The 23295-nt window shown below is 65.6% G+C and carries 17 protein-coding genes; 8 read left to right on the top strand and 9 right to left on the bottom strand.

All coding sequences use genetic code 11. The features are described from left to right. Nucleotides 1-609, bottom strand: coding sequence for an alpha-ketoglutarate-dependent dioxygenase AlkB (locus H7A13_07500; GenBank protein ID MCP5333188.1), 609 nt, complete (start codon nucleotides 607-609; stop codon nucleotides 1-3). Between the two features lie 162 nt (nucleotides 610-771). On the opposite strand from H7A13_07500, the gene H7A13_07495 reads away from it, so the two are divergent. The 6 genes from H7A13_07495 to H7A13_07470 all read left to right on the top strand — a co-directional run bounded on the left by H7A13_07495 (nucleotide 772) and on the right by H7A13_07470 (nucleotide 13020). Continuing rightward, nucleotides 772-1272 carry an exosortase/archaeosortase family protein gene (locus tag H7A13_07495; GenBank protein MCP5333187.1) on the top strand — a complete coding sequence of 167 codons (501 nt, stop codon included), beginning with the start codon at nucleotides 772-774 and terminating at the stop codon, nucleotides 1270-1272. Beyond that, complete coding sequence (locus tag H7A13_07490; protein ID MCP5333186.1) at nucleotides 1235-1852, top strand: hypothetical protein; 618 nt, start codon at nucleotides 1235-1237, stop codon at nucleotides 1850-1852. Before H7A13_07495 ends, H7A13_07490 begins: the two co-directional genes overlap by 38 nt. A gap of 95 nt (nucleotides 1853-1947) precedes the next feature. Next, the gene (locus H7A13_07485; protein MCP5333185.1) at nucleotides 1948-3465 is read left to right on the top strand and encodes a putative Ig domain-containing protein; all 1518 of its coding nucleotides are present in this window, start codon (nucleotides 1948-1950) and stop codon (nucleotides 3463-3465) included. A 24-nt stretch (nucleotides 3466-3489) separates the two neighbouring features. Beyond that, nucleotides 3490-11004, top strand: a complete 7515-nt coding sequence (locus tag H7A13_07480) for a hypothetical protein (protein ID MCP5333184.1) — start codon at nucleotides 3490-3492, stop codon at nucleotides 11002-11004. A 14-nt stretch (nucleotides 11005-11018) separates the two neighbouring features. Further along, nucleotides 11019-11777: a hypothetical protein gene (locus H7A13_07475; GenBank protein MCP5333183.1), complete on the top strand. Its 759-nt coding sequence runs from the start codon at nucleotides 11019-11021 to the stop codon at nucleotides 11775-11777. A gap of 49 nt (nucleotides 11778-11826) precedes the next feature. Next, nucleotides 11827-13020: a M48 family metallopeptidase gene (locus H7A13_07470; protein ID MCP5333182.1), complete on the top strand. Its 1194-nt coding sequence runs from the start codon at nucleotides 11827-11829 to the stop codon at nucleotides 13018-13020. A 297-nt stretch (nucleotides 13021-13317) separates the two neighbouring features. Here H7A13_07470 and H7A13_07465 read toward each other — a convergent pair whose 3' ends face one another. From H7A13_07465 to H7A13_07450, 4 genes are read right to left on the bottom strand one after another with little or no spacing between them, the layout of a single operon-like run. Further along, nucleotides 13318-14073, bottom strand: a complete 756-nt coding sequence (locus tag H7A13_07465; protein MCP5333181.1) for a metal ABC transporter permease — start codon at nucleotides 14071-14073, stop codon at nucleotides 13318-13320. After that, the gene (locus tag H7A13_07460; protein MCP5333180.1) at nucleotides 14070-14969 is read right to left on the bottom strand and encodes a zinc ABC transporter substrate-binding protein; all 900 of its coding nucleotides are present in this window, start codon (nucleotides 14967-14969) and stop codon (nucleotides 14070-14072) included. Before H7A13_07460 ends, H7A13_07465 begins: the two co-directional genes overlap by 4 nt. Before the next feature lie 10 nt (nucleotides 14970-14979). Continuing rightward, nucleotides 14980-16365, bottom strand: a complete 1386-nt coding sequence (locus H7A13_07455) for a TonB-dependent receptor (GenBank protein ID MCP5333179.1) — start codon at nucleotides 16363-16365, stop codon at nucleotides 14980-14982. Nucleotides 16366-16425: 60 nt separating this feature from the next. Further along, nucleotides 16426-16776, bottom strand: coding sequence for a hypothetical protein (locus H7A13_07450; GenBank protein MCP5333178.1), 351 nt, complete (start codon nucleotides 16774-16776; stop codon nucleotides 16426-16428). Between the two features lie 270 nt (nucleotides 16777-17046). Here H7A13_07450 and H7A13_07445 point away from each other — a divergent pair, with 270 nt between their 5' ends. Further along, nucleotides 17047-17577 carry a dihydrofolate reductase gene (locus tag H7A13_07445; GenBank protein ID MCP5333177.1) on the top strand — a complete coding sequence of 177 codons (531 nt, stop codon included), beginning with the start codon at nucleotides 17047-17049 and terminating at the stop codon, nucleotides 17575-17577. Between the two features lie 17 nt (nucleotides 17578-17594). Here H7A13_07445 and H7A13_07440 read toward each other — a convergent pair whose 3' ends face one another. From H7A13_07440 to H7A13_07425, 4 genes are all read right to left on the bottom strand, one after another. Next, nucleotides 17595-18278 carry a class I SAM-dependent methyltransferase gene (locus H7A13_07440; GenBank protein MCP5333176.1) on the bottom strand — a complete coding sequence of 228 codons (684 nt, stop codon included), beginning with the start codon at nucleotides 18276-18278 and terminating at the stop codon, nucleotides 17595-17597. A 67-nt stretch (nucleotides 18279-18345) separates the two neighbouring features. Then, entirely contained in the window at nucleotides 18346-19431 is a 1086-nt protein-coding gene (locus H7A13_07435) for a hypothetical protein (protein MCP5333175.1), read from the bottom strand. Nucleotides 19432-19620: 189 nt separating this feature from the next. Beyond that, on the bottom strand, nucleotides 19621-21474 hold the full coding sequence (gene ilvD / locus H7A13_07430; GenBank protein ID MCP5333174.1) for a dihydroxy-acid dehydratase: 1854 nt from the start codon (nucleotides 21472-21474) through the stop codon (nucleotides 19621-19623). 140 nt (nucleotides 21475-21614) lie between these two features. Further along, entirely contained in the window at nucleotides 21615-22355 is a 741-nt protein-coding gene (locus H7A13_07425) for a VPLPA-CTERM sorting domain-containing protein (GenBank protein ID MCP5333173.1), read from the bottom strand. 253 nt (nucleotides 22356-22608) lie between these two features. Here H7A13_07425 and H7A13_07420 point away from each other — a divergent pair, with 253 nt between their 5' ends. Continuing rightward, a complete protein-coding gene (locus H7A13_07420; GenBank protein ID MCP5333172.1) occupies nucleotides 22609-23295 on the top strand; it encodes a DUF1614 domain-containing protein in 687 nt (228 codons plus the stop codon).

Here is a 23295-nt window from a genome sequence, read left to right as displayed (position 1 = left end):
CTATGGCCTGATCAGGCGAAAGGTCAGATTGATCCGCGGTTCGCTCACGCCTCTGCTGCGCGGCACCGCATGTTGCCAGTGTGTTTGCAGTGGTCCGGCCATCAGCAGCAGTGAGCCGTCGCTCAGCAGAATCTCGATTCGCGGTCGGTCCTTGCGCCGGCGGTGTCGCAGCAGAAATCGGCGGCTGGCACCGAAGCTGACCGAGGCGATGGCCGGATCGACGCCCAGTTCGGCCTCGTCGTCACTGTGCCAGCCCATTGCATCGTTGCCATCACGGTAGAGATTGGCCAGAGCCGAGTTGAAGCGCAGCCCGGTCAGGGTCTCGACCTGCCGGCGAATTTCGTTCAGCAGTGGCTGCCAGGGCGTTGGCTGCAACAGCAGCCCCGAATAACGGTAGCTCGCGCCCGGATCGCCATGCCAGGCCTGCAACCGGGGCAGCCGATGACGCTTGCCGAACAGCGTGATCTCATCCTGCCGCCAGGGAATGGCCGAGCTCAACTGTTCGAACAGCGATGGATCGTCGGGCCGTGACAGGACAAAGGCATCGGGCCACAGCGTGAGCTCGCCATCGTCGATGACGATCGACCGGGCTGCTGGATGGGAGGTCATGGGGAGTGATTCCAGCAGATGCGCCGCTGCACACCCTGGGTGGTCATCTTGATGTCATCTCGAAAACGGAACATCGGAGGCGTTCAAGGACAATTCTCCGCCAGAGCCGTGTGCAGCGACAACCACGCTTTCGAACCGTCCGACAGCCTCGCCCACAGGCGAATGCCAGCGCTGCCCTATCCGCTGTGGTTGAGTCTGGTCATCTTCGTTGGCCTGTTTTTCATCCTGCAATGGGCTTGGGGTAAAGCGCACGACACCGGGGTCGAGCGGCTGATCATCCACGATGCCACGGTAAGGCTGGCAACGACGCTGGTGAACCTGCTCACACCCGAAGCCGGCGCACGGGCGGTCGGTGCCAGCATCAAGGCCTCGGGAGGTGGGCTCAATATCCTGAATGGTTGCGAAGGAACGGAGATCATGTTTCTGCTGATTGCGGCCTTTGCCGCCGTGCGTCTGACCTGGCGCCGCACCCTGGTTGGTCTGGGCCTTGGACTCGTGCTGGTCTTCGCGCTCAATCAGTTGCGCATCCTGGTGCTGTTCTATGCCTTTCGCAATGAGCGGAATCTGTTCGACCTGTTGCACACCTCCATCCTGCCCGCCCTTCTGGTGGCTGCCGTTGCGCTCTATTTCTACGCCGTCCTTCACCGTGACCGCATGGCCTAGCCCAGCGCGCTTCGCGCTGGCACTGACCGTCAGCCTTGCGCTCACTCTCTGCGCGGTGTGGCTGTGGGGCACCGCCCTGATCGAACGGCTGATTCCGGTCGTCGGCCAGCTGCTCGGTCTGATCGATGACCGCTTCGGCATCCTGTTTCTGGGTGTCGAGCACGATTGGCAGGACACCGTGGTGCGATTGCGGGTGAACGTCATCGAACCCTTCGTCATGGGCGGGCAACAGGTCGAAGCCCTGCCCGAAGGATGGCTCGAAGTCACCACCACCACCGGCGCGGTGCTCCAGCCACTGATCATCGCCTCGGCCACCGGCCTGGCTCTGCCGGGTGGTCTGGCGGCGCGTCTGACCTCCGGCGCGCTGGCGACACTGTTGGCGTTCGGCTTCCTGTTGCTCGATCTGCCGCTGACGCTGCATGCCTATGTCTGGGACATGTTCATCGACCATCTGGAGCCGGACCGCTTCTCGCCGCTGATGCAGTGGCACCAATTTCTGCACAGCGGTGGCCGGTTCGGCGTGGCGCTGCTGCTGGGCCTTGGAGGATGGTGCAGTGCCGGGCGACTGTCACGGCAATAGGCCAATCGGCTCATCGATGTCGGTCATTGGCGACATCTTGTCGTCACGCGGGGCGTGTAGGCTTATTCAAGCCAGATACAGGGAGGAAGGCGCGCATGACCCGACCCCATCGACTCCTCTGCTCACTGCTGTTGCTGCTGGTCACAGTGCCCGGCCATGCAACGCTCGATGATGCCCGCGCCAAGGGCATCAAATGGTTGCTGCAGAACCAAAGAGGCGACGGCTCTTTCGCCGGGATGCGGGGGCTGAACATGCAATCGACCTCGGCCGCCGTGGAGGCGATGCAGACGGCGGGGCTTGCGCGTTCACCGCACTATGGCCGTGCGTTGACCTGGCTCGCCAATGCCTCGGGCGACAGTCTCGATTCACGTGCCTGGCAGGTGGCTGCGTTGACGGCAGCGGGACGTGATGCCGTCGCCATCGCGACCCGAATCCGCGATGAGCGCAGCAACGGCGTTGCCAGTGCCGGCAGTATCACCGGGAGCGTGGTGGCTTGGGGCGCCTATCCCGGCTACGGTGCGAGCACGATCGACACGGCGCTGGGTTACGGTGCCCTGCGTGGTGCCGGGGTGGGTTACGCGGGCGACACCACCGACCTCACGATCACCGCGCTGTGTATCATTCTGCCCGCCCAGCTTGCCAGTTCGCCTTGGAGCGGCGCATGGCCGCAGGCGTTGCCGCAAAACGGCCAGCCAGCACATGCCGCGGCCGGATCGTTGACGGCAACCACGGTCATGCTGCATGAGCTGAAGAAGCAGCGTCAGGCTTCACGCTTTCTGTCCGGCAGCGTCTGTGGCAAGAGCTCCCCAAGCGCCGTTGATGGCGCCATGACCAGCGCCAGAAGCTGGCTCATCGCCCAAGCCAACGGCGACGGCGGTTTTGCCGAACGCAATCCGCAAAGTGGTGCGCTGGAGGCCTCGACCCCGCTGGCGACCGCCATGGCGATTCGAGCGCTGGCGCCGTTTGCGGCCGAAGGCGATGCGGTCGCCGCCACTGCACTCGGCAACGCGCGCGCCTGGCTCGATGCCCAGCAGAGTGGCGATGGCAGTTGGCGTGGTGATCCACTCGTCACTGCCCGCGTCCTCGCCGCGCTGCCCGCCGCCACCGGCGCCCAGCTCACCGACAGTGATCAGGATGGTGTTACCGACACCATCGAGCAGCAGCTTGGCACGCAGATCATGGTTGCCGATGCGCAAGCCTGGCTCGATCCGAATGCCAACGCCGTGCCTGGAGTGACCACCACCTCGTTCCGCGTGCTGGCCAATCTCAACGAAGCCTTCAGCTACAGCGTCACTGCCGTCGGCGGCAGCGGGCCCTTCGTCTTTGCCCGCGTCAACGGCAACCTGCCGCCGGGTTTGACCATGGCGGCCAATGGCGTGATTTCCGGCGCGCCGACGGCGCCCGGCAGCTACGCCTTCGACTACGAAGTCACTGACGCCACCGACGCCCGGAGTCTGGTCATTGGCCGCATCGATGTGGTGCCAGCCAGCATGACGAACGGTGACGTGCCGCTGCCGCCCTGGGCGCTCGTGCTGCTGGGCGCCGGGCTCTTCAGCGCCATGCGCCGGCATGTCGCGCGCAGTGGCGTCCCGCTGCGGCGCAGAGCGAGATAACAGAGCGATCGCCGAGGAGTCCCCATGTCCTGTTCGACCCTGAATCGTCTGCTCGCCACCCTGGTTCTGCTGGGCGTGGCCTGCGCTGCCCATGCCGACCACAAAGAGGTGGCGCCCCTGCCGGCCAAGGCGGCCGAGGCGGTGCGGGCGGCGCAACAGGGTCGACCCGACCCGCTGGAAGCCGCAATCAAGCGCAATCTGGAGGCAACACTGGCGCTGACCGAACGCGGTGAGCGTGACGCGGCGAAGTTCAAGCAGAAAAAGATGTTGCCGCACGAGGTGCGGGGTCTGCTTGCCGATCGCAAGGCCGAGGCCGCCGCCAAGCGGCAGGAGATGCTGACCCTGAAAGGGGAGGTGTTGCAGCGTGTCGCCCGCGAGGCCGACACGATTGCGGCACGGGGGGCGTCCGAGCAGGCCGCGCAGGCCCTGGAATTGCACCGCCGGCTGGCAACCCGCTTCGACCTGGCCATACAGGATCTGGATGAGCTCTCCCGCGCGGACCCGGCCACTCTGGATGGACGCGCCAGGCAGGCTGCCAGCCGGATCAGGAGCTGGCTGACCGCGCGTCCGGCTGAGCCGCTGCCCGCGCCCAATTGGCGTCAGGCCGAGCCGGTCAGGCCGATGAAGCTGCCGGAGGCGGTGCCGCCGCGGTTCGTCGCGGACGCCTGGTGGCTGATGCAGCAGCAGTTTGCCAGCCGCGATGGCCTGGTCCGGGTCGCACTGCGGCCGACCCCGGCCGAGGCGGTGGCCTGCGGTTACGGTACCGCCGACCTGGCCGGCACGGCCGAGGCCCCCACCGCACATCCCGACATCGTCGCGTTGGCGAAAGGGCTTGATCACAATCCGGTGCGGATGTTCGAGTGGGTGCAGCAGAACATCGGGTTCGAGCCTTACTACGGTTCACTGAAGGGCGCGGTGGCGACCCTGTGGGCCAAGGCGGGCGGCGCCACCGATCAGGCCAGCCTGCTGATCGCGCTGCTGCGTGCTTCCAACATTCCGGCGCGCTATGTGCGCGGCAACGTCGCCGTGCTCGATTCGACCGCCCTCGGTGCCGACGGCCGCGGCCCGCGCTGGATCGGTGCCAGGAGCTACCAGGCGGCGGCCACGGTGTTGGGCAGCAACGGCAATCCCTATACGGCCTACCGCACCAACGGCATCGACCTGGCCCATGTCTGGGTCGAGGCCTGCCTGCCCTATGCCGACTGGCGTGGCAGCGGCCTCGACGACTCCGGCCACCGCTGGGTGCCACTCGATCCCTCGTACAAGGATCGGCGCTACCAGGCGGGTGTCGGCGTCGATGGCAGCTTCGACTTCGGTTACGACAGTTGGCTGGCGAGCCGACTGGATGCGCAGGGCAGCTATCGCCTGCCGCAGGAGCGCTTCGAGGAGGAGGTGGCGGCCCACGTCAAGAGCAAGGCCCCCGACTACGCCAACACCACGCTCGAAGAGGTGCCCTACAAAGCCGAGATCACGCGTGGCCATTTCGACATCCTGCCGATCGTGCCGCCCTACGAAGTGCTGCAATACAGCAGTTGGGATGGCACGACCGGCGGCTTGGCCGAGACTGCCGCGCTGCCGGAGCGGCACAGATACCGGCTGTCGCTTGTCGCCATGAACAGTGCGGGCAGCACGCTCGCCCAGAAAACCCTCAACCTGACCGACCTGGCGACCCGACGACTGACGCTGGCGTACCGGGGGGCAACCCCGGCCGATCAGTCGGCGTTCGATGCCTGGTTCGACGCGGTCGATCCGGCCGCTGCGCCGACCTGCGCGGCCACCGCCAACATGGTGCCGCTGTTCAGGCTCGAAGGGGTCGAACAGGCCAGCGAGGCAGGCAGCGGCAGCGTCCCGCTCTGTTCGTCCGACAACCGGTTGACGATGACGGTCACCCTGGCCGAACTGGGTAGCGCCGCCACCCGTGCGAGCGTGAGCTATTCGGACCTCCGTGCCGCCAACCTGCACGCCCTGCACGCCTACGCCTGGCACACCTCCGACACCTATCTCGTCAAGCGCAGCACGCAACTGCTGGCCAACCTGCAGGCCAACAACGGCAACGTCAACGCCGACCGCGACGCCATCGAGGGCGAATTCCTCAACATCGCCGCCAGCAAATACAGCCGCTACGTCGCCGACGCCTCGAAACGGGCCGGCGAACTGTTCGGCGAATCAGGCACCGTTGGAACGAGCCTCGGTCTGACCTCCGCCCAGGTCAAGGTCGCCTACCTGTTCGATCTGCCTTATGGGCTTTATCGCAGGGGCTTTCTGATCGACTGGCCCGGCGGCAAGTACACCGGCAGCCGTCTGGATATGCCCAGTACGACCGACAAACGCGCCTTCAAGCTGGCCGGTTTCGCCGGCTCGGCCTATGAAGCCTACATCTGGCAGGAGCTGGCGAATCTGGATGCGGTCTCCACCACCCGCGGTCTGCAGTTCGCCGCCGAGCAGGGGGTGGAGATCCTGCAGATCAACAGCAGCGGCGACTGGGCGGCGCAGAAAGCCAAGCTCACCAGCAACACCGACCCCGGCCTGAACTACGCGGCCAGCCATGTCGCCCAGATCGAGGCGAAATACGTCAACAAAGGCTTCAAACTCACTCTGCCTCGCCGGCTGATTCGCTATCCCGATGCCAACGGTTGGCTGGGCGCCACCTTCTATGCTGAACGCCTTACGCCGAACGCTGCTGACATCGATTGTCCCTATGTCTGTGCCAGCTTCCCCATCAACGGCTACAGCGGCGGCGTCACCATCGAGCCCACCGCCGCCTCGACCGGCACGTCCGGCGGCGACAGCGGCTCCGGCAGCGGCTCTGCTTCGGGCGGCTATGGCATCAGCGATCCGTTGGGCAGTCTCTACAACCCCAGCCTCGGCAGCGGCATCGTCGCTGACCCCTATGCGCCCACCTTCGCCCAGCAGTCCGGGCAGAACGGCTACCAGAGCGCCAACGGCTTCGGCAGTGGCACTGCCGTCTCCGGCGACCCGGTCAACATGGTCACCGGCAACCTGATCCACAGCGAGCGCGACATCGCCATCAAAGGGCGGGGCGGCTTGCCCATCGTCTTCGAGCGCTGGTACAACAGCCGGAACCCCCAGGACGGTCCGCTGGGCTTTGGCTGGACCCACAGCTTCAACCACGTCCTGCGTTTCTACGGCGTCGAGGGCGGGCAGGCCAAGCTCGGCTGGAGCGACGGCACCGGCGGCGAGCGCTACTTCGCCACGCCGAATCACACGAGCGGCAACATCGCCGCCGGTGCGACGTTTACGGGTTCCGCCGGCATCTACGCCACGCTCGAGCGTCTGGCCGACGGCCAATACCGCATAAGCGAACGCTCGGGGATGAAATACCTCTTCGAATCGGTCAATGGCGGCGCCAGCGACAGCGGCCTGAAAGCGCGGCTGCTCTTGATCACCGACCGCAACGGCAACGCGCTGAGCCTTTCCTACGCACCGATAACCGGCTGCCCCGGCAGCTGGGTCTGCAAGGTCAGCGACAGCCTCGGCCGCGCGCTGACCTTCGGCTACACCGCCAACCGCATCAGCCAGATCAGCGACTGGAGCGGCCGCAGCTGGCAATACAGTTACGACGGCAACGGCGACCTCACCCGCTTCAGGAACCCGCTCGCCGTCGCCGGCAGCCAGCCTGCGGTCAGCTACCAGTACCACACCGCAGCGGATGGAGCCAGGCTCGCCCACACCCTGAAGCAGTACCAGTTGCCGCGCGGCAACGGCATGCGCTTCGCCTACTACCAGAACGGCCGCGTCTTCCGCCACACCCCGTTCGGCGCCGACGGCGTGCCCAAGGAGGACCACGCCACCACCTTTGCCTGGAGCGAATTCCGCCGCGAAGCGCGGCAGATCGACGCGCTGGGCCATACGCGCACCTTCCTGTTCGACGCCCACGGCAACCCGCTTGCCATCACCGACGAAGCCGGGGCAACAACCGACTACACCTACGACCCCGCCGCCGGCCGCACCCACCTGCGGCTCACCCGCACCGACCCGCTGGGGATGCTGACCCAGTACGCCTACGACAGCCAGGGCAACCTCACCGACCTCACGCTGCCCTCCGGGCGCACGCTGCAAACCCTTGACCACACTGCCTACGGCCAGCCGCAGCGCGTCAAGGACGCCGACGGCCACTGGACCCTCAACCGCTTCGACGCCCAGGGCCGGCTCACCGACGTCATCCGTGTGAAGAATGGCGTTACCCCCGTCGCCAACACCAAACCCGCCAACGCTGACATCCTCGCCTGGACGCAATACCAGAGCGACAGCGTCGGCAACCCGGTCAAGACCCGGCGCCTGCGCGACTGGACCAGCGCCGTGCTCGGCGACCCCACCAGCGGCGTCGGCCCCAGCCTGGAAACCACCTGGGACGCCAGCCAACTGAACATCACCGGCCTCACCCGCCGCGGCGACCTCGACGGCACCCCGGCCAGCCTGGAAGTCGAGACCACCAGCGACTTTGCGCACGACAGCCTCGGCCGCACCACGCGCGGCCCGGATGGCGCCTGGTACCCCGCCGACTTCCAGTACGACCCCCTCGACCGTCCGCTCAAGACCGCCGACGGCCGTGGCCATCTGTGGGACACCGTCTTTGATGCCAACGGCAACCCGCTCATGGTCGGCTTGACCGTCAACGGCGCGTACCTCGACGGCCACTACGCCACCTGGGACGAACTCGATCGCCTCGAACGCCGCGTCGACTACGCCGGCCACGCCACGCTGACCCAGTACGACCCGCTCGGCCGCGTCAGCCAGGTGACCGAAGCCGACGGCTACACCCTTGCCTTCGACCGCGACCCGCTGGGAAGAGTGACCGGCGCCTACGACGAGGAAGGCCATCGCGTCAGCCTCGCGCTGGACGCCGACGGAAGACCGAGAAGCAGCACCGACCCCAACAACCTCACCACCGCCTACGAGTACTACCACGCCACTCAGGAAGGCCGCCTCAAGACCACCACGCTGCCCAAGGTCACGGGCCAGTCTCAGGGCCGTGCCGTCGAGATCGCCGCCTACGACGGCGCGGGCCGCGCCACCCGCATCAACAGCATCGCCGCCGACGGCAGCGTAAGAGATACATACCGCTTTTACGACGAACTGGGCCGACTCACCCGCGAAGTCGGCCCGCCCACCAGCGGCACCGATGTTAACCGTCCCGTCAGCTGCGTCGTCTACACCCCGCTCGGCGACGTCAAGGAACTCTGGGCCGGCAGCAGCACCGACACCACCAGCAAGAGCTGCGCGCTGGACGGCATCAACATCAAGAAACAGCTCAGCCGCACCTTCGACGACTTCGGCCGCAAGCTGACCGAGACCGACGCCCTGGGCAACACCTGGACATGGAGCTGGAACCGCCACCACGAACTCGTCACCAGCCAGACCCCGGTGCAGGCCCAGGCCGGGCAGAGCACGACCTACACCTACGGCGCCAAGGGCAACCCCGGCGAAACCCAGGGCCTGCTCAAAACCCGCAGCGTGCCCGGCACGAACGGCCAGACCGTCACCTACACCCGAGACGCCCTCGGTCTGGTGACCCGCGCCGAGACCAGGACCCCCGGCGACAGTCTGATCGTTTCCTACAGCTACGCCTACGACCCCGCCAAGCGCCTTGCCAGCGTCACCGACTCGAGAGGCAACAAGACCCTCACCTACACCTGGACCCCCGGCGGGCGTCTGGCGCAGCTGCAGGACGCCGACGGCCACGTCGCCAGCTTCGCCTACGACGCCACCGGGCGGCTCGCCACGATCACCGCCCCCAACGGCGAGAACGTCAGTTTCGTCTGGGACGCCGGCGGCCGCTTGATCGAGCAGCGGCTGCACTCGGGACAACGCACCACCCAGAGCTGGTTCGAGGATGGCAATCTGAAGCAGCGTCAGACCCTCTTCAACACCAGCACCCTGTCCAGCCACCTCTACACCCTGGACAACCAGGGAAGACGCGCCACCCAATCGGAAACCATCAACGGCAGCACCAAGAACTGGACCTATGCCTACGACTACCTCGACCGGCTCACCTCGGCCAGCGACGGCACGGCCGAGACCTACGCCTACGACATCTGGGACAACCGCAGGAGCAAGACCAAGGCCGGCACCACCACCGCCTATCTCTTTAATGCGGCACATCAACTCAGCGAGATCCGCAGCGGCTCGGACACGGGAACCCTGCTCGGCGCCGCGATCCACGACGCCGACGGGCACCTGAGCAAGCTGTGCGAAGTGAGCCCCGGCGGCACCATCACCAAGCCCACGGGCGACTGCAGCGCCAGCGGCACGGGCGCCAGCACGCTCACGCTCGTCTGGAACGCGCTCGATCACCTGCAAACGGCGACCCGCAGCGGCAGCGGCGCCATCGCCGAGAGCTACCAGTACGACGACCAGGGCCGACGGATCGCCAAGACCAGCGCCGCCACCACCACCCACTGGCTGTACGACGGCGATGCCATCCACGCCGAGTGGACCGGCACCATGAGCGGCCTGCCCGGCGCCGTCTACGCCCACGGCGGCCTCGACCAGCCGCTCGTGCGCCTGACCGGCACCACCCACACACCCGCCGCCACCCAGAGCGCCTACCTGCAGGATGGCCTGGGCAGCGTCGTCGGTCTGGCCAACGCAAGCGGCACGCTCACCGCCAGCCAGCGCTTCGACGCCTGGGGCAACCGGACCGCCTCGACCGGCACCATCCCGCAGTACGGCTACACCGGCCGCGAGCCCGACGCCACCGGCCTCGTCTACTACAGAGCCCGGTATTACCACCCCGGCATCGGGCGCTTCGCATCAAGAGACCCGATGGGGATGGCGGATGCGGTGAGCCCGTATGCGTATGTGGCCAACAATCCGGTCAACTACGTCGATCCCACCGGGGAGTTCCTGGACGTCATCGCCGACATCGGCTTCATCGCCTACGACCTCGGCGTGCTGGGATACGACCTGTACAAGACCGGCGGTCAGAACCTCGGCGTGCATGCCACGGCGCTGGCGCTCGATGTCGGCGGCGCGGTGCTGCCCTTCGTCACCGGGGCGGGCCAGGCCTACCGCGCCGGCAACACACTGGTGGACGTGGCTCGTCAGGCCGATAATGCCATTTCAGCCGGCGGCTCGGCGGCAACCCGGGGGACGAAGGTGCATACGGAGTTTGATACTGCGCTGAAGAATGGAGCAGGTGGGAAGAATATTTCGCCCGAGAGCGCCTATTTAAATAGAGTTCCTGATGAACGATATCGTCCTCGTGGAAGTTCGAATCCTGACGCAGTTGTTGGCAATATCCGGCAACCGACCGCCGTCTTCGATCTGAAGACGGGCAAGTCCGGCATCTCCAATTCGCAGATGGCAAAGTACAACGATAATCTTCCTGAGGGCACGCCAATCTTTACGGTGACACCCAATGGCCACAATGCCCCGCGTCCGCAAAGCATGTCGGGAATGGGCGCTGTGCTGAACACGGGCTCTCTGCTGGGAGGTTCGCTCTATGGGGATGATTCGGTGCCCTATCTAGGCGGAAACTCAGGAGGTGGTTTGGTCGATCCGCGCTTGTATAAGTAAGCCGAGTAGCAGCCGTGTACAAGGCCATCGAAATCGCGCGGTTCGTCAGGACGTATCTGCGGACTGCATTGCCAATAGACTATCAATTTTATGGAAAACGCGATTTGGTCAGGATGCGCGGGAATTTTGCGCAGCTTTTATTGATAGCGCAGGCCCGTGGTAATTATCTTCGTATTTTGCCCACGCTATATGTTGTCGGCGCAAATTTGGCTGAGGCTACAATCCATCAGGCTGTCTGCTTATATACAGTAAGACCAAGCGATTGGAATCTTGCACCTGAGTCGTTGGATTTTGATTTTGCTGCCCAGATCGTCGATCAGCTAAAAAAATCACCTGTCGGGATATTTGTGCGCGAAAGTGTGGATGCGGAAATCGACAACACCTTTCGTTGGTTTGGTAAGGATGGAAGCCACTGGTCTGATTATTTGTTCTTGGCATTTTTCAACATGACCCGTGGCGCTCCCACGGCGCGCAAGGACCTGGCGCGAGCCTTCGAACTGTTCATCAAGCGCAGTCGTTATTCGACGAACAAACCGCCCTTGGATTTCGAAGAGGCGCTCCACACCCGCTTCCAGGACCTCGAATCCCGCCTGGACCGCCCCGACTGCATCGCGCTGTGCCGGGCCGATGCCGAGGAACACGCCCGGCTGTTGAAGCTGCCGGCCATCGTCTGGCCGCCCGAGTGGCCAGAGGCAGTACCGCCCTGGCCGAAGGATGTGCCGGGCCTGATGGCCAGGCTTGGCAGTCTCTTCGCCGATCGCAGCAAGCCTTGAGCGGTCGCATGTCGCGTCCAATTTCCCTGAAACGCAAAGGAGCCCGACCATGACCATCTCCGCTGCCGCCTTGCCGCCCGCCATCGAACTGCGCCGCTGGCCGGGCGAACGCATCTGGCTGGCGCTGGTGGCGCTGTTGGCCGCGCTGGTCTGGGTTCTGCTGGCGGCAACCATCATCGGTCTGATCTATGCGCTCTTCCTCGGCATCTTTTTCTTTCTTGCCCACACCGTCTTCATCGCCCATGTGCGCGGCAGCGGCGTGCGTCTGGGCACGGCACAACTGCCGGAGCTCAATGAGCGCGTCGAACGGCTGGCCCGGCGGCTGGGTCTCAAGCAGGTTCCCGAGGCCTACCTCATGCAGGCCGGCGGCTCGCTCAACGCGCTGGCGACGAAATACCTCGGCCGCGACTGCATCGTCCTCTACAGCGAACTGGTCGAGGCCTGTGGCGATAACGGGGCGGCGCTCGATTTCATCGTTGCCCATGAACTCGCCCATCTGCGGGCCGGGCACCTGCGCCTGCACTGGCTGCTGCTGCCCGGCCTGTTCATGCCCTTCGTCGGCAGCGCCTACCGCCGCGCCTGCGAATACACCGCCGACGGCGCCGCGCTGGAGAGCGCCGGCCGCAGTGAAGAGGCCCTGCAAGGCCTGCTCATTCTGGCCGCGGGCGGCAAGCTGGCCGGTCGCATCGACAAGCCGCAGTGGATCGCCCAGACCGACACTCTGAACACGCCGTGGATGAAGCTGGGCCAGTGGTTCTCGTCGCACCCGCCGCTCAGCCGGCGGCTGGCGGCGCTGCTCGAGCTGCCGGTCAAAGGCACTCACCGGGCGACACTGGGCGCCGCGGGCATCGTGCTCCTGGGCATCGGCGTACCGGCCATCGGCGGCGTGGTGTTCGTCCAGTATCTCGGCCCGCAGATGCAGGCCGCGTTGCGGCCGCCCGCCGACGCAGCCCCCGCGCCCGCAGCCGACGGGCGTCGGCGTCAGGTCGAGGAAGGCATCTTGTCGCTCGCGCAGACGGCGGAAACGGCGCGCGCCCAAGCGATACTGCCGGCGGATGGCGAGGGGCTCTACGCCCTGTGGCGGCAGAGCCATCCGCAGCAGTCGGAACCGCGCGATCCCTATACCGGCGAGCGCTACGCTTACGAAACGGCCGCTGGCCACTATCGCATCTGGAGTCCTGGTCCCGACCGGCGCTCGACCGAGGATGATCTCTACTACGACTCGCGACCGGCGGCGCGCTGAGGGCATGCGCTTCGCCTACTACCAGAACGGCCGCGTCTTCCGCGTGACGCGCCTCACCCGCCGTGGTGACCTCGACGGTACCCCCGCCAGCCTATAAACCGGACAGATGCAGCGCCTTCAGCTACGACAGCCTTGGCCGCCTGACCCGTGGTCCGGATGCCCACTGGTGCGCTGCCGAATGCGACTGCGATGCCAACGGCAACCCGGTCGCCGCTGGACTCACCATTGGTGGAGATCGGCCGGCAGCCAAGGTGAAATGGTCGACGATATTCGAGATGCCTGTCTTGTGCATGATGGTCAGTCAGAAATGGCATTCGTGATGGAAGGCACAAGCGCCGTGAAGCCGCCGACCGCCACCAGCCCCAACACGATGGCCGCCCCCGCCGGCAGGTCGAACAGCGCCGACGCCAGCAGGCCGAGCGCATAGCCGGCGGCACCGATCCCATAGCCGCGCTTGAACCGCCCGCCGGCGGCAAGCGCCGGCACGATCAGGCTCGCGAACACCAGGTACACACCCACCACCTGCACCGATGCGGTGACGGTGACGGCGAACAGCCCGTAGAAACCGAGTGGCGAATCCTTCAGGCGCAGGTCGTGCCAGGCCGCCAGCACGGCCGCGGTGACCAGCGCCAATGGTCCAAGGTCGCCCCAGGTGCTCCACAGAATCTGCCCCACCAGCAGCTCCTGCAGGTGCTCGCCGGCGTGCGGGTCGTGGCTCATCAGCACGATGGCCGCGCAGGCGGCGGTGACGAAGCCGACGCCGATCAGTGCTTCCAGGTGGCGCTGCGCGCGCCGCTCCAGCGCGCGCAGCAGCAGCGCACCGGTGAGCGCCGCCAGCACGGCGGCGAGCTGCATGCGCCAGCCGCTCGCCTCGAAACCGAGCGCGCTGGCGATGACGATGCCGAGCCCGGCGAACTGCGCGATGGCGAGATCAATGAAGATGATCCCGCGCCGCAGCACCTCGCCGCCCAGCGGCACATGGGTCGCCAGCACCAGCAGGCCGGCGGCGAAGGCCGGCAGCAGGATGCCGAAATCGACCGCCGCGAAACTCATGGCGCGGCGCTCAGCAGGCGCGCGAGCGTCACCTCGAACAGCCCGAACAGGTCGTCCGTGCCCGGCGCCCCACCGACCGTGTAAGGCAGCTCCACGGCCGCAATGCCGGCCTTCTGCGACAGCCATGCGGAGGGTTGAGCGGACTGATAAGCCGCATGCAGGATCATCCGTGCCGGATGGCCTTTGAGCGATTCGAGCAATGCCGCCAGATGCGCTGCCGACGGCTCGACGCCGGGCTTGGGTTCGAGATCGCCCACCACCACCAGCCCCAGCCAGTCGGCCAGATAGCTGAAGCTCTTGTGGTGCACCACCACGGCCACACCCTTCAGGCGCGCGCCCTGTTCCGCCCAGCGCTCGCTCGCTGCCTGCCAGCGCTTCTGGAAGTCGGCGTTGCGCTCGGCATAGCGTGCGGCGTTGGGCGGGTCGAGCTGCGCCAGACGCTGGGCGAGCGCGTCGGCAATTTTCGCGACGCGACGCGGGTCGAGCTGCACGTGCGGGTTGCCGGCGGCGTGCAGGTCGCCCTGGGCGCGGTCGAGTTGGGCCGGCCTCTCCAGCAGCGGCACCTGCGCGCTCCCCTCGAAGTAACCCGGCTGGCCGGGCTGGATGCGGCCGTTGCCGGCCTGGCGCTGCAACAGCGGCAGCCAGCCCATTTCCAGTTCGGCGCCGGTGCAGACCAGCAGATCCGCGCGCCGCGCCTTGGCCAGCAGCGAGGGCCGCGCCTCGATGCGGTGCGGGTCCTGCAGCGCGGTGGTGGCCGAATCGACCTCGGCCAGATCGCCGGCCAGTTCACGGGTCAGCGCCGCCCACTCGGGCTCGCAGGCGAGCACGCGCAGCGCGGCCTGCGCCGGGGCGATCAGCAGGAAGCTCATCAACGCAGACAGGAACAGGGTTCTCATGGTGATCTCCTCAGAACTGATGGGCGCCGTGGGAACCGAGGCTCATGATGTATTGCAGGATGAGCTGGTTGTCGGTGTCGCCGGAAAGCACCTCATCGCGGTTGAATTGCAGGCGAAAGCGCGAGAACTCCGACGGCGAGAAGTCGGTCATCAGGCTCCAGCGGTCGGGGTGATAGCGATCGCCATCCAGACTCGCGGCGTTCAGGCCGAAGTCGGTCGAACCGCTCGACAGCCGGCTGTAGCGGGTGCCGACGCGCCAGCGCGGCATGAACTGGTACACCGCCTGGGCATACCAGCCGGACTGGTCGCTGTCGTAAGCGTCGGTCACGTCGAGACAGGCGCCGCCCTCGATGCGGTTGTCGGTACAGCTCAGGTCGCCGTTTTCGTCGCGCTGGAAATACTCGGCGGCAAAGGTGAAATTGCGCTGGCGCGGATTGCCGTTGGGCGCCCACTTCCACACTGCATCGGCCAGCCAGGTCTTGGAGTCGCCGGAAAACAGCGTCAGCGCCTCGACATCGTTCAGGTCATCCACCCAGCCCTCGCGCTCGCGCGGCCGGGCCTCGAGGTAGGAAAGTCCGGTGCGCCAACTGTGCGAGGCACCGACATCGCCGCCCAGGTGCGCGAAGGCCGCCCAACTGCCGGCGCCATTCTTGTCCCCGCCGGCTTCGGAGCCCGGAAAGAACTGCCCCTTGGCCAGCTCGGCGCCGAGTTCGAAAAACAGCTCGGTCGGCGCCAGCCAGCGCAGTTGCAGGCCGTCCTGCAGCAGTCCCTCGCCGAACAGCGCCTCGTAGACCAGGTTGTTGTCGGCGAAGTCCCAGGCGTGGGGGTGCTTCTCGTTCTGGTAGCCGATGCCGGAGCGAAAGCGCCCGCCCTTCACCGTGACGCCGTGGCCGATTTGCAGGCTCTGGAACCAGGCCTCCTCGACCTCCACCTCCTCGTCCAGAAACGCGAGGTTCAGATAGCCGCGCAGGTAGGGATCGATGTTGGCGCTCATCACCAGCTCGGTGTGTTCGAGCGTGAAGCCGCGCTCGGCGTGGGCATGCTCGCCGGCCGGCAGGAAGCCGCTGATGGGCCGCTCACCGCCGGCGCGATCGTTGTAGGCGCCTTGCAGGATCAGCGAGATGTCGGGGTTGAAGGCGCTCGACGGCGGCGGCGCCGCCTGGGCGGTCTGCTCGGCGCTGGCGGTGGCGGTCTGCGCGATCGCCTGGGCTTGGTCGGCCTGCGCCTCGGCCGCCTGCACGCGGCCTTCGAGCGCCTTCAGACGCGCCTCGTAATCGGCCTGCAGGGCCTGGAATTTCTGCTCGAACTCGGCGCGCAGCACGTCGAGTTCCGGTTGTGGCGCAGCCAGCGCCGGCGTGGCGAGCGCGCACAGCGCAGCCAGAAGAGTCTTTTTCATGGTTTGCTCCCAAACAGAGTGGCCCCGGCGCGCAGCAGCGGGGCGACGAAAAACGTCGGTTCAGATCGTCGGGAGCGGGGGTGGTGCGCGCACCTGATAGGGGAGGGTGTCGCGTCCGGAAATGGATGCAGGTTGATCGAAAAGTGGCGGCAGGATCGAATGGAGAGTGGGCGTCAGCAGTGCCGACGCGGGCAGTGGCGCCCCTTCGGCACCGGCGTGGGCCAGACAGAGCAGGCAATGCGGATGTTGCGGCAGTGCGGAGCCGTCGCCGTCCGCCGTGTGGCTCAGCGAGTGCAGCAGTGCCGAAACCTGCCAACCCAGCAGCATGGCCAGCAGCCATGGCAGCAGGCGCCGCGTCCGTTGGCGCGAGAAGAGTGACCGCGCAACTGCGTGGCTGTCAGCGCTGTTCACTGCACTGTTTCCGCATCGATCGGTACCGTGATCAGGTGGGTTGGCGGCGGACGATTGGACACGGCATGCTCGCCAGCGCCGGGGCTGTCGCCCGGCCCGCATCATTGTACTGCCTATCTGCTGTTCGCCAAGAGATGGCCGCTCGGCGCGGACGCCACTGGTTGATCGGGTCACCTTTGCCACTGTAAAAAGCATTGCCTGACCGGATGGTATGCTGCCGCGCCTTGAAAAGCCTTTCGCAATCGATCTCTCTCTTCCGGAGTCTGCCTGATGCCCGTCATCGCCCTGATTGCCGCCATGGCGAACAACCGCGTTATCGGACGCGACAACCAGCTGCCCTGGCACATTGCCGAGGATTTGCGTTTTTTCAAAAGGATGACCCTCGGCAAACCGCTGATCATGGGACGCAACACCTTCGAATCGCTGGGTAGACCGCTGCCCGGGCGCCCGCACATCGTCATCAGCCGCAATCCCGACTATCAGCCGGCGGGTGTCGAGCGGGCGGCGACGCTGGAGGCGGCCATCGCCCGCGCCACCGAGCTGGCACTGGCCAGTTCGGCCGATGAGATCATGGTGATCGGCGGTGCGCAGGTCTATGCGGCCGCATTGCCGTATGCGCGGCGCATCTACCTGACGCTGGTCGATGCCGAGGTGGCAGGCGACACCCACTTTCCAGCGATCGACAGCGCGCTGTGGCGGGAGGTGAGCAGAACAGCGGCCCAGGCGCGGCAGGCGCACGAGCCGGACTACTGCTTCGTGGTGCTGGAGCGCAACGAGGCCGGACTGTCTGAGCCGAACTGAGTGTTGCTGTATGTCGATCAGGCCGCGGATTGACCGATCAGAATCAGTGACGCTGGCTGCTGGCTGCGTGGGTCGAGCGGTTCACGCAGCTCGATCAACCGGAATCCGTTGCCGATGAACAGTCCTGTCCAGCTCTGCAGGGTTCTGAAGTACCAGTCGGATGGGTCGGTGAAGGCACTGCTGAAGCCTTGCCATGAGCCGCTTCGCCAGCCGTCCCGGTAGGTGGTCTCTGCGTCGACCCTCAGCGGATGCAGGGTCTGCACGATGAACAGTCCTTCGGCATTCAACAAGGCGGGCATGTTCCCGAACAGCTTCTCGACCGATTCATGGCCCAACAGCGAAAAATTCGCCACCGCCATGTCGACCTTCAAATCGAGTGCTCCGGCCGCGATCTGTGCGTAGTCGAGCAGACGAAAATCGGCGCCGCCGGCCTGGCGGGCGGCTTCGATCAGCGCTGCGGTGGCATCGATGCCGATCACCTCGATCGAATGCTTGACCAGTTCACGCGCCAGCCAGCCTTCACCGCAGCCGATGTCGAGCAGGCGGCCTGGTGAGTGGTCGAGAATGGCAGTGACGATGGCCTGATCGGTGGCATGACGACGGCTGGCGATCTCGCCCTGCCGCACTGCATTGGTCCAGGCGCCTGCATTGCTGTTCCAGCAACGCAGGATCTGCGCTTCTCGCAGTGGATCACTGGACATGGAGGCCTCCTGGCGGGGTTTGTGCTGGGAATGTCATTGAATCATGACGTTCCGCTGCTGCCCATGGTCATTTGAACGCGTATTGCCAGCCAGCGACCAGGCTCCAGTCGCTCTCCAGTTGCGGGCCATCGAGCCGCTCCCACAGCGGTTTGGCCAGTTCGATGCCGAAGCGGTGGCCGGCCAGATTGCCGGTCGGAACCCGGTAGTTGAGACCCATGGCGGCTTCCACCCGCTCGCCGGCCTGTGCCTCGGGGTTGGAGGCCGGTGACATGGTGGGTGAGAGTCTGGAGTCCCGACCGTCGATGTCGCCCCAACTGGCACCGTTCAGCCGCACCGAACCGCTCCAGCTGGGCGAGAAACGGTAGGCGAACCAGCCGGTCAGATCGATCCGGTCACCGAGCGAGTAGTCCGCACTGTTTCGTCCAAGCCGTAGCGTGGCGATGCCCTGGCCGCCCCACGAGCAGTCGCCATGCTGCGCGAAGTAGGTGATGCCGGGCAGCAGGTCATAGGTGCCCGAACCCAGCTGCATCGGGTACTCCATGCGCATGTCGATGAAGCTGCCGCCGGGGCCATGCGGCATGGCATCTTCCTCGGTGATGCTGCCGGTCGGCAGGCTGATGCCGAGGTTCAGATGGATCTGCTCAGGGGCCGCCACCGGCGTCAGGCGCAGCAGCGTCGAGAGTTCGAGATCACCGATCCCTTCGGACTCCATGCCATAGCGCACCGGCGGATTGCTGCCATGCTGATGCAGTTCCATGCTCATCTGCATCTTCTGGTACGGCAGCATCGCCATCAGCGTCATGGTGTCGTCGAGCGCGTACATCAGCTCGAACATGTGCATCTCCATGCGCATCTCCAGCGGGGCATCGTGGTAACCGTAGCCGCCGCTGGCGATGCTGCCGTAGGTCTGCTGCACGCTGACCGAATCGGTGCCGTCGATCAATCCGCTCTGTTCGCTGCGCATGTAGCGGTAGCCGAACATCCATTCACCGTTTTTGTGGGCATGGTCGGCCATCACGCCGATCGGCGCATGGGCATCGGGCCGCGCGCCCATCCAGTTCTCGTCGGCCAGCAGCGGCGGGCTGCTCAGCAGGGCCAGCGTGGTGAATGTGACGCCGAGAGGGTGGAAAGGGTGAGGCTGTGTCGGGGCCATGGCCAAACTCCTGGAGCAGTGTCGATTGGCGCGGCAGTGTAGGGAAGCTGGCGGGGCAATAGAATGCGACAGATTGTCGCAGCGGTGGGAATGGCTGATGAAACGGGAGGTTCGTGCAATCAGCGGGCGGGTGGCATTTTCCAACTCCGCTGCGCCAGCCGGCATTGTGACTGGCGCAGCGCAGAGACCTCAACGCCGCAACTGAGTAAGGTCGCGCACCGCGCCGCGGTCGGCACTGGTGGTGAGCAGGGCGTAGGCGCGCAGCGCGGGTGAGACCTTGCGGCTGCGCACTTCGCCGGGGCTCCATGCCGCGCTGCCGCGGGCGACCATCGCCTCGCGCCGGCGCGCCAGTTCAGCGTCGCTGACCGCCAGCTGGATGCGCCGTTGCGGAATGTCGATCTCGATCAGGTCACCCTCTTCGATCAGTGCGATGGCGCCCCCTTCGGCGGCTTCGGGCGAGACATGGCCGATCGACAGCCCCGAAGTGCCGCCGGAGAAGCGGCCATCGGTCAGCAGCGCGCAAGCCTTGCCGAGCCCTTTCGATTTGATGTAGCTGGTCGGGTAGAGCATCTCCTGCATGCCGGGCCCGCCGCGTGGCCCTTCGTAGCGGATCACCACCACGTCGCCCGGTTTGAGCTGGTCATCCAGAATGGCGGCCACGGCGCTCTCCTGGCTCTCGAAGATGCGGGCCGGGCCGGCAAAGCGCAGCAGGCTGTCGTCGACGCCGGCGGTCTTGACGATGCAGCCATTGAGGGCGATGTTGCCGAACAGCACCGCCAGGCCGCCATCGCGGCTGTAGGCATTTTCGAGATTGCGGATGCAGCCGGCACTGCGGTCGAGGTCGAGGCTTGGATAGCGGGTCGACTGACTGAAGGCGGTCTGGGTGGGGATGCCGGCCGGACCGGCCCGGTAGAACTCCCTGACCGCGGCATCGCCGCTGCGGACGATGTCCCAGCGGGCCAGCGCGTCACCTAGCGTGGGGGCATGCACCGTGGTGGTGTCGGTGTGCAGCAGTCCGGCGCGGTCGAGTTCGCCCAGAATCGCCATCACGCCGCCGGCGCGGTGGACATCCTCCATGTGGTAGCTGGCGGTGGCCGGTGCCACCTTGCAGAGGTTCGGCACCTTGCGCGAGAGCCGATCGATGTCACGCATCGTGAAGTCGATCTCGCCCTCCTGGGCGGCGGCCAGCAGGTGCAGCACCGTGTTGGTCGAGCCACCCATGGCGATGTCGAGCGTCATGGCGTTCTCGAAGGCGCGAAAGTTGGAGATGGCGCGTGGCAGAACGGCCGGGTCATCTTCCTCATAGTGGCGGCGCGTCAGTTCGACGATACGCCGTGCGGCCTGCAAGAACAGTTCGCGCCGATCGGCATGGGTGGCGAGCAGGCTGCCGTTGCCGGGCAGCGCCAGCCCGAGTGCCTCGGTCAGGCAGTTCATCGAGTTGGCGGTGAACATGCCCGAGCAGGAGCCGCAGGTGGGGCAGGCGGAGCGCTCCACCTCGGCCGCATCGGCATCGCTGACCGTGGGGTCGGCGGCCATCACCATCGCGTCGATCAGGTCGAGGTGATGCTCCTTGCCGGCGAGACGGGTCTTGCCGGCCTCCATCGGTCCGCCGGAGACGAAGATTGCCGGAATGTTGAGGCGCAGTGCGGCCATCAGCATGCCCGGCGTGATCTTGTCGCAGTTGGAGATGCAGACCATCGCATCGGCACAGTGGGCGTTGACCATGTATTCGACCGAGTCGGCAATCAGCTCGCGGCTCGGCAGGCTGTAGAGCATGCCGTCATGGCCCATGGCGATGCCATCGTCGACGGCGATGGTGTTGAACTCCTTGGCAATGGCGCCGGCACGTTCGATCTCCCTGGCCACCAGTTGCCCCAGATCCTGCAGGTGGACATGGCCCGGCACGAACTGGGTGAAGGAGTTGACCACGGCGATGATCGGTTTGCCGAAGTCCTCTTCCTTGACGCCGGTGGCGCGCCACAGCGCGCGGGCGCCGGCCATGTTGCGGCCATGGGTGGAGGTCTTGGAGCGGTAACTGGGCATGGTGTCGGTTCCATGGGACAAGGAGGAGGGCGGCATTGTAGCAAAGGCATCGTTCAGCACGGCCGGTAATGCAGTTGCTTCAGACAGCAAAAGGCCCGCCGGCAAGATGCGCGGCGGGCCTTGAAGCAGCCAGAGGAAGATCAGGTGTTGCGACGGGCGATGCCTGCCAGCGAAATCAGGCCAGTGCCGAGCAGCCAGACCGCAGGTGGCAGCGGTACGGGTGCCGGGGTTCCGCTCAGCTCGATCCTGACATTGTCGATGCCCCAGCTTTCGTCGCCGATGCCCTGCAGGCCCGAGGCGAAGAAGACGACCTCAAGCGGTGCATTGGTCTGGCCGAATCCCCAGCCAAAGCTGAGTTGGTAGACCGAATCGCCGAAGTAGGAATAGCCGAGGCTGTTCTGTTCAGCCGAACCGCTCTGAGCGGGGTTGCTGGAGAAAAAATTGCCCGGGTAGGACTGGTTGTAGCTTGGTATGTTGGAAAAAGTGGTGTGCAGCAGCGGCAAGGAGAGCGAGCCACTGGTGGCGGTGGCGCCGATCAGGTCCGGACCATAGCCGAACTGATTGCCATCCAGACTCTGGATCGCATAGAGATCGAAGCTGAGGGTGAAGCCGCTGTAACTGGGCAGCCCGGTGAGCGTCAACTTGACGGCATCATTGCTGAAGCCGAGGTTCTGACTGTCATTGAGTCCCAGAAATTTGCGGCCGCTCGGGGTGGTGTCGACGGCCAGCGAGCCCGGTGAAATCATCGACCATTCGGCATCGACGGTGCCGCTTTCGAAGTCATAGGTGAAACTGGTGGCGGCCATGGCGGCAGAGCTGCCCAGCAGCAGCGAAGCAGCCAAGGAGGCGACGGCCAGAGGTGAGCGATGAGACTGAATCATGACATTGTCCTGCTGAGTGGTTAGTGCCAATGTTAAAGCACTATAGATGCCATTAAATTTATATTATTAAAAATCATATAGTTAATAAAAAAAATAATGATTTTTTAATCGTTTTTTGATCGAAAGTGTAAAAAAAATTGACACTCGCCAGGCGTGCGGTCATTCCGCTCGGCAGGTTTGCCGCAGGCCGGTTACACTGCATCCCGTTGTGGAAAATGAGTCTGATCGGAGGAGTTGGATGTCAAGAAATGGTCTGTTCCTCGGCCCCCCCGGCTGCCTGGCACTGCTGTTGCTGTTCGGTCTGCTGGTGCTGGTGCCGATCTTTCTGGCCAATGCGGCGGTGACCGCGCTGGCGAAGCTGGGGCTGAGTCCCGGCGTCTCGCTGCTGGCGCTGATCGGCATCGTGGTCGGTGGGTTGATCAACATTCCGCTGTACCGCCTGCCGACCTATCTGGTGGTGGATGCGCCGGCACCGCAACTGTTTGGTCTCGATCGGTTGCGTCCGCAACGCACCACCTTTGAAGAGGGCTTCATGGTGCTGGCGGTCAATGTCGGCGGCTGTCTGGTGCCGCTGGCCATCGCGCTCTATGAGCTGGTGCGACTGGCCGGTGCCGGCGGCGGGATGCTGCTGTGGACAGTGCTGGCAGTTGTCATCAATGTGCTGCTCTGCCAGCGGTTGGCGAAACTGCTACCGGGCCGTGGCGTGGCCTTGCCGCCGTTGCTTCCGGCGCTGACGGCGGTGCTCTGCGCCTGGATACTGGGTGGCGAGATGGCCGCGCCGGTCGCCTTCGTGGCCGGGGTGCTGGGGCCGCTGATCGGGGCCGATCTGCTCAATCTGCCCAGGGTGCGGCAGTTGGGGGCGCCGATTGCCAGCATCGGCGGCGCGGGCACCTTCGATGGCATCGTGCTCTCGGGGCTGCTGGCCACGCTGCTGGCGTAG

It is taken from the genome of Pseudomonadales bacterium (assembly GCA_024234215.1).
GTDB lineage: Bacteria > Pseudomonadota > Gammaproteobacteria > Pseudomonadales > UBA5862 > JACKOQ01.
Note: the sequence above shows the minus strand (reverse complement) of the source record. Positions and strands in the feature narration are given on the sequence as shown.

What these genes read in the sequence shown, in the direction of transcription:
- H7A13_07445 (MCP5333177.1), top strand. Translation starts at nt 17,047, where the DNA reads ATGCCCGTCATCGCCCTGATTGCCGCCATGGCGAACAACCGCGTTATC.
- ilvD (MCP5333174.1), bottom strand. Translation starts at nt 21,474, where the DNA reads ATGCCCAGTTACCGCTCCAAGACCTCCACCCATGGCCGCAACATGGCC.
- H7A13_07465 (MCP5333181.1), bottom strand. Translation starts at nt 14,073, where the DNA reads ATGAGTTTCGCGGCGGTCGATTTCGGCATCCTGCTGCCGGCCTTCGCC.
- H7A13_07455 (MCP5333179.1), bottom strand. Translation starts at nt 16,365, where the DNA reads ATGAAAAAGACTCTTCTGGCTGCGCTGTGCGCGCTCGCCACGCCGGCG.
- H7A13_07480 (MCP5333184.1), top strand. Translation starts at nt 3,490, where the DNA reads ATGTCCTGTTCGACCCTGAATCGTCTGCTCGCCACCCTGGTTCTGCTG.
- H7A13_07470 (MCP5333182.1), top strand. Translation starts at nt 11,827, where the DNA reads ATGACCATCTCCGCTGCCGCCTTGCCGCCCGCCATCGAACTGCGCCGC.
- H7A13_07460 (MCP5333180.1), bottom strand. Translation starts at nt 14,969, where the DNA reads ATGAGAACCCTGTTCCTGTCTGCGTTGATGAGCTTCCTGCTGATCGCC.
- H7A13_07485 (MCP5333185.1), top strand. Translation starts at nt 1,948, where the DNA reads ATGACCCGACCCCATCGACTCCTCTGCTCACTGCTGTTGCTGCTGGTC.
- H7A13_07500 (MCP5333188.1), bottom strand. Translation starts at nt 609, where the DNA reads ATGACCTCCCATCCAGCAGCCCGGTCGATCGTCATCGACGATGGCGAG.
- H7A13_07440 (MCP5333176.1), bottom strand. Translation starts at nt 18,278, where the DNA reads ATGTCCAGTGATCCACTGCGAGAAGCGCAGATCCTGCGTTGCTGGAAC.
- H7A13_07435 (MCP5333175.1), bottom strand. Translation starts at nt 19,431, where the DNA reads ATGGCCCCGACACAGCCTCACCCTTTCCACCCTCTCGGCGTCACATTC.
- H7A13_07425 (MCP5333173.1), bottom strand. Translation starts at nt 22,355, where the DNA reads ATGATTCAGTCTCATCGCTCACCTCTGGCCGTCGCCTCCTTGGCTGCT.
- H7A13_07495 (MCP5333187.1), top strand. Translation starts at nt 772, where the DNA reads ATGCCAGCGCTGCCCTATCCGCTGTGGTTGAGTCTGGTCATCTTCGTT.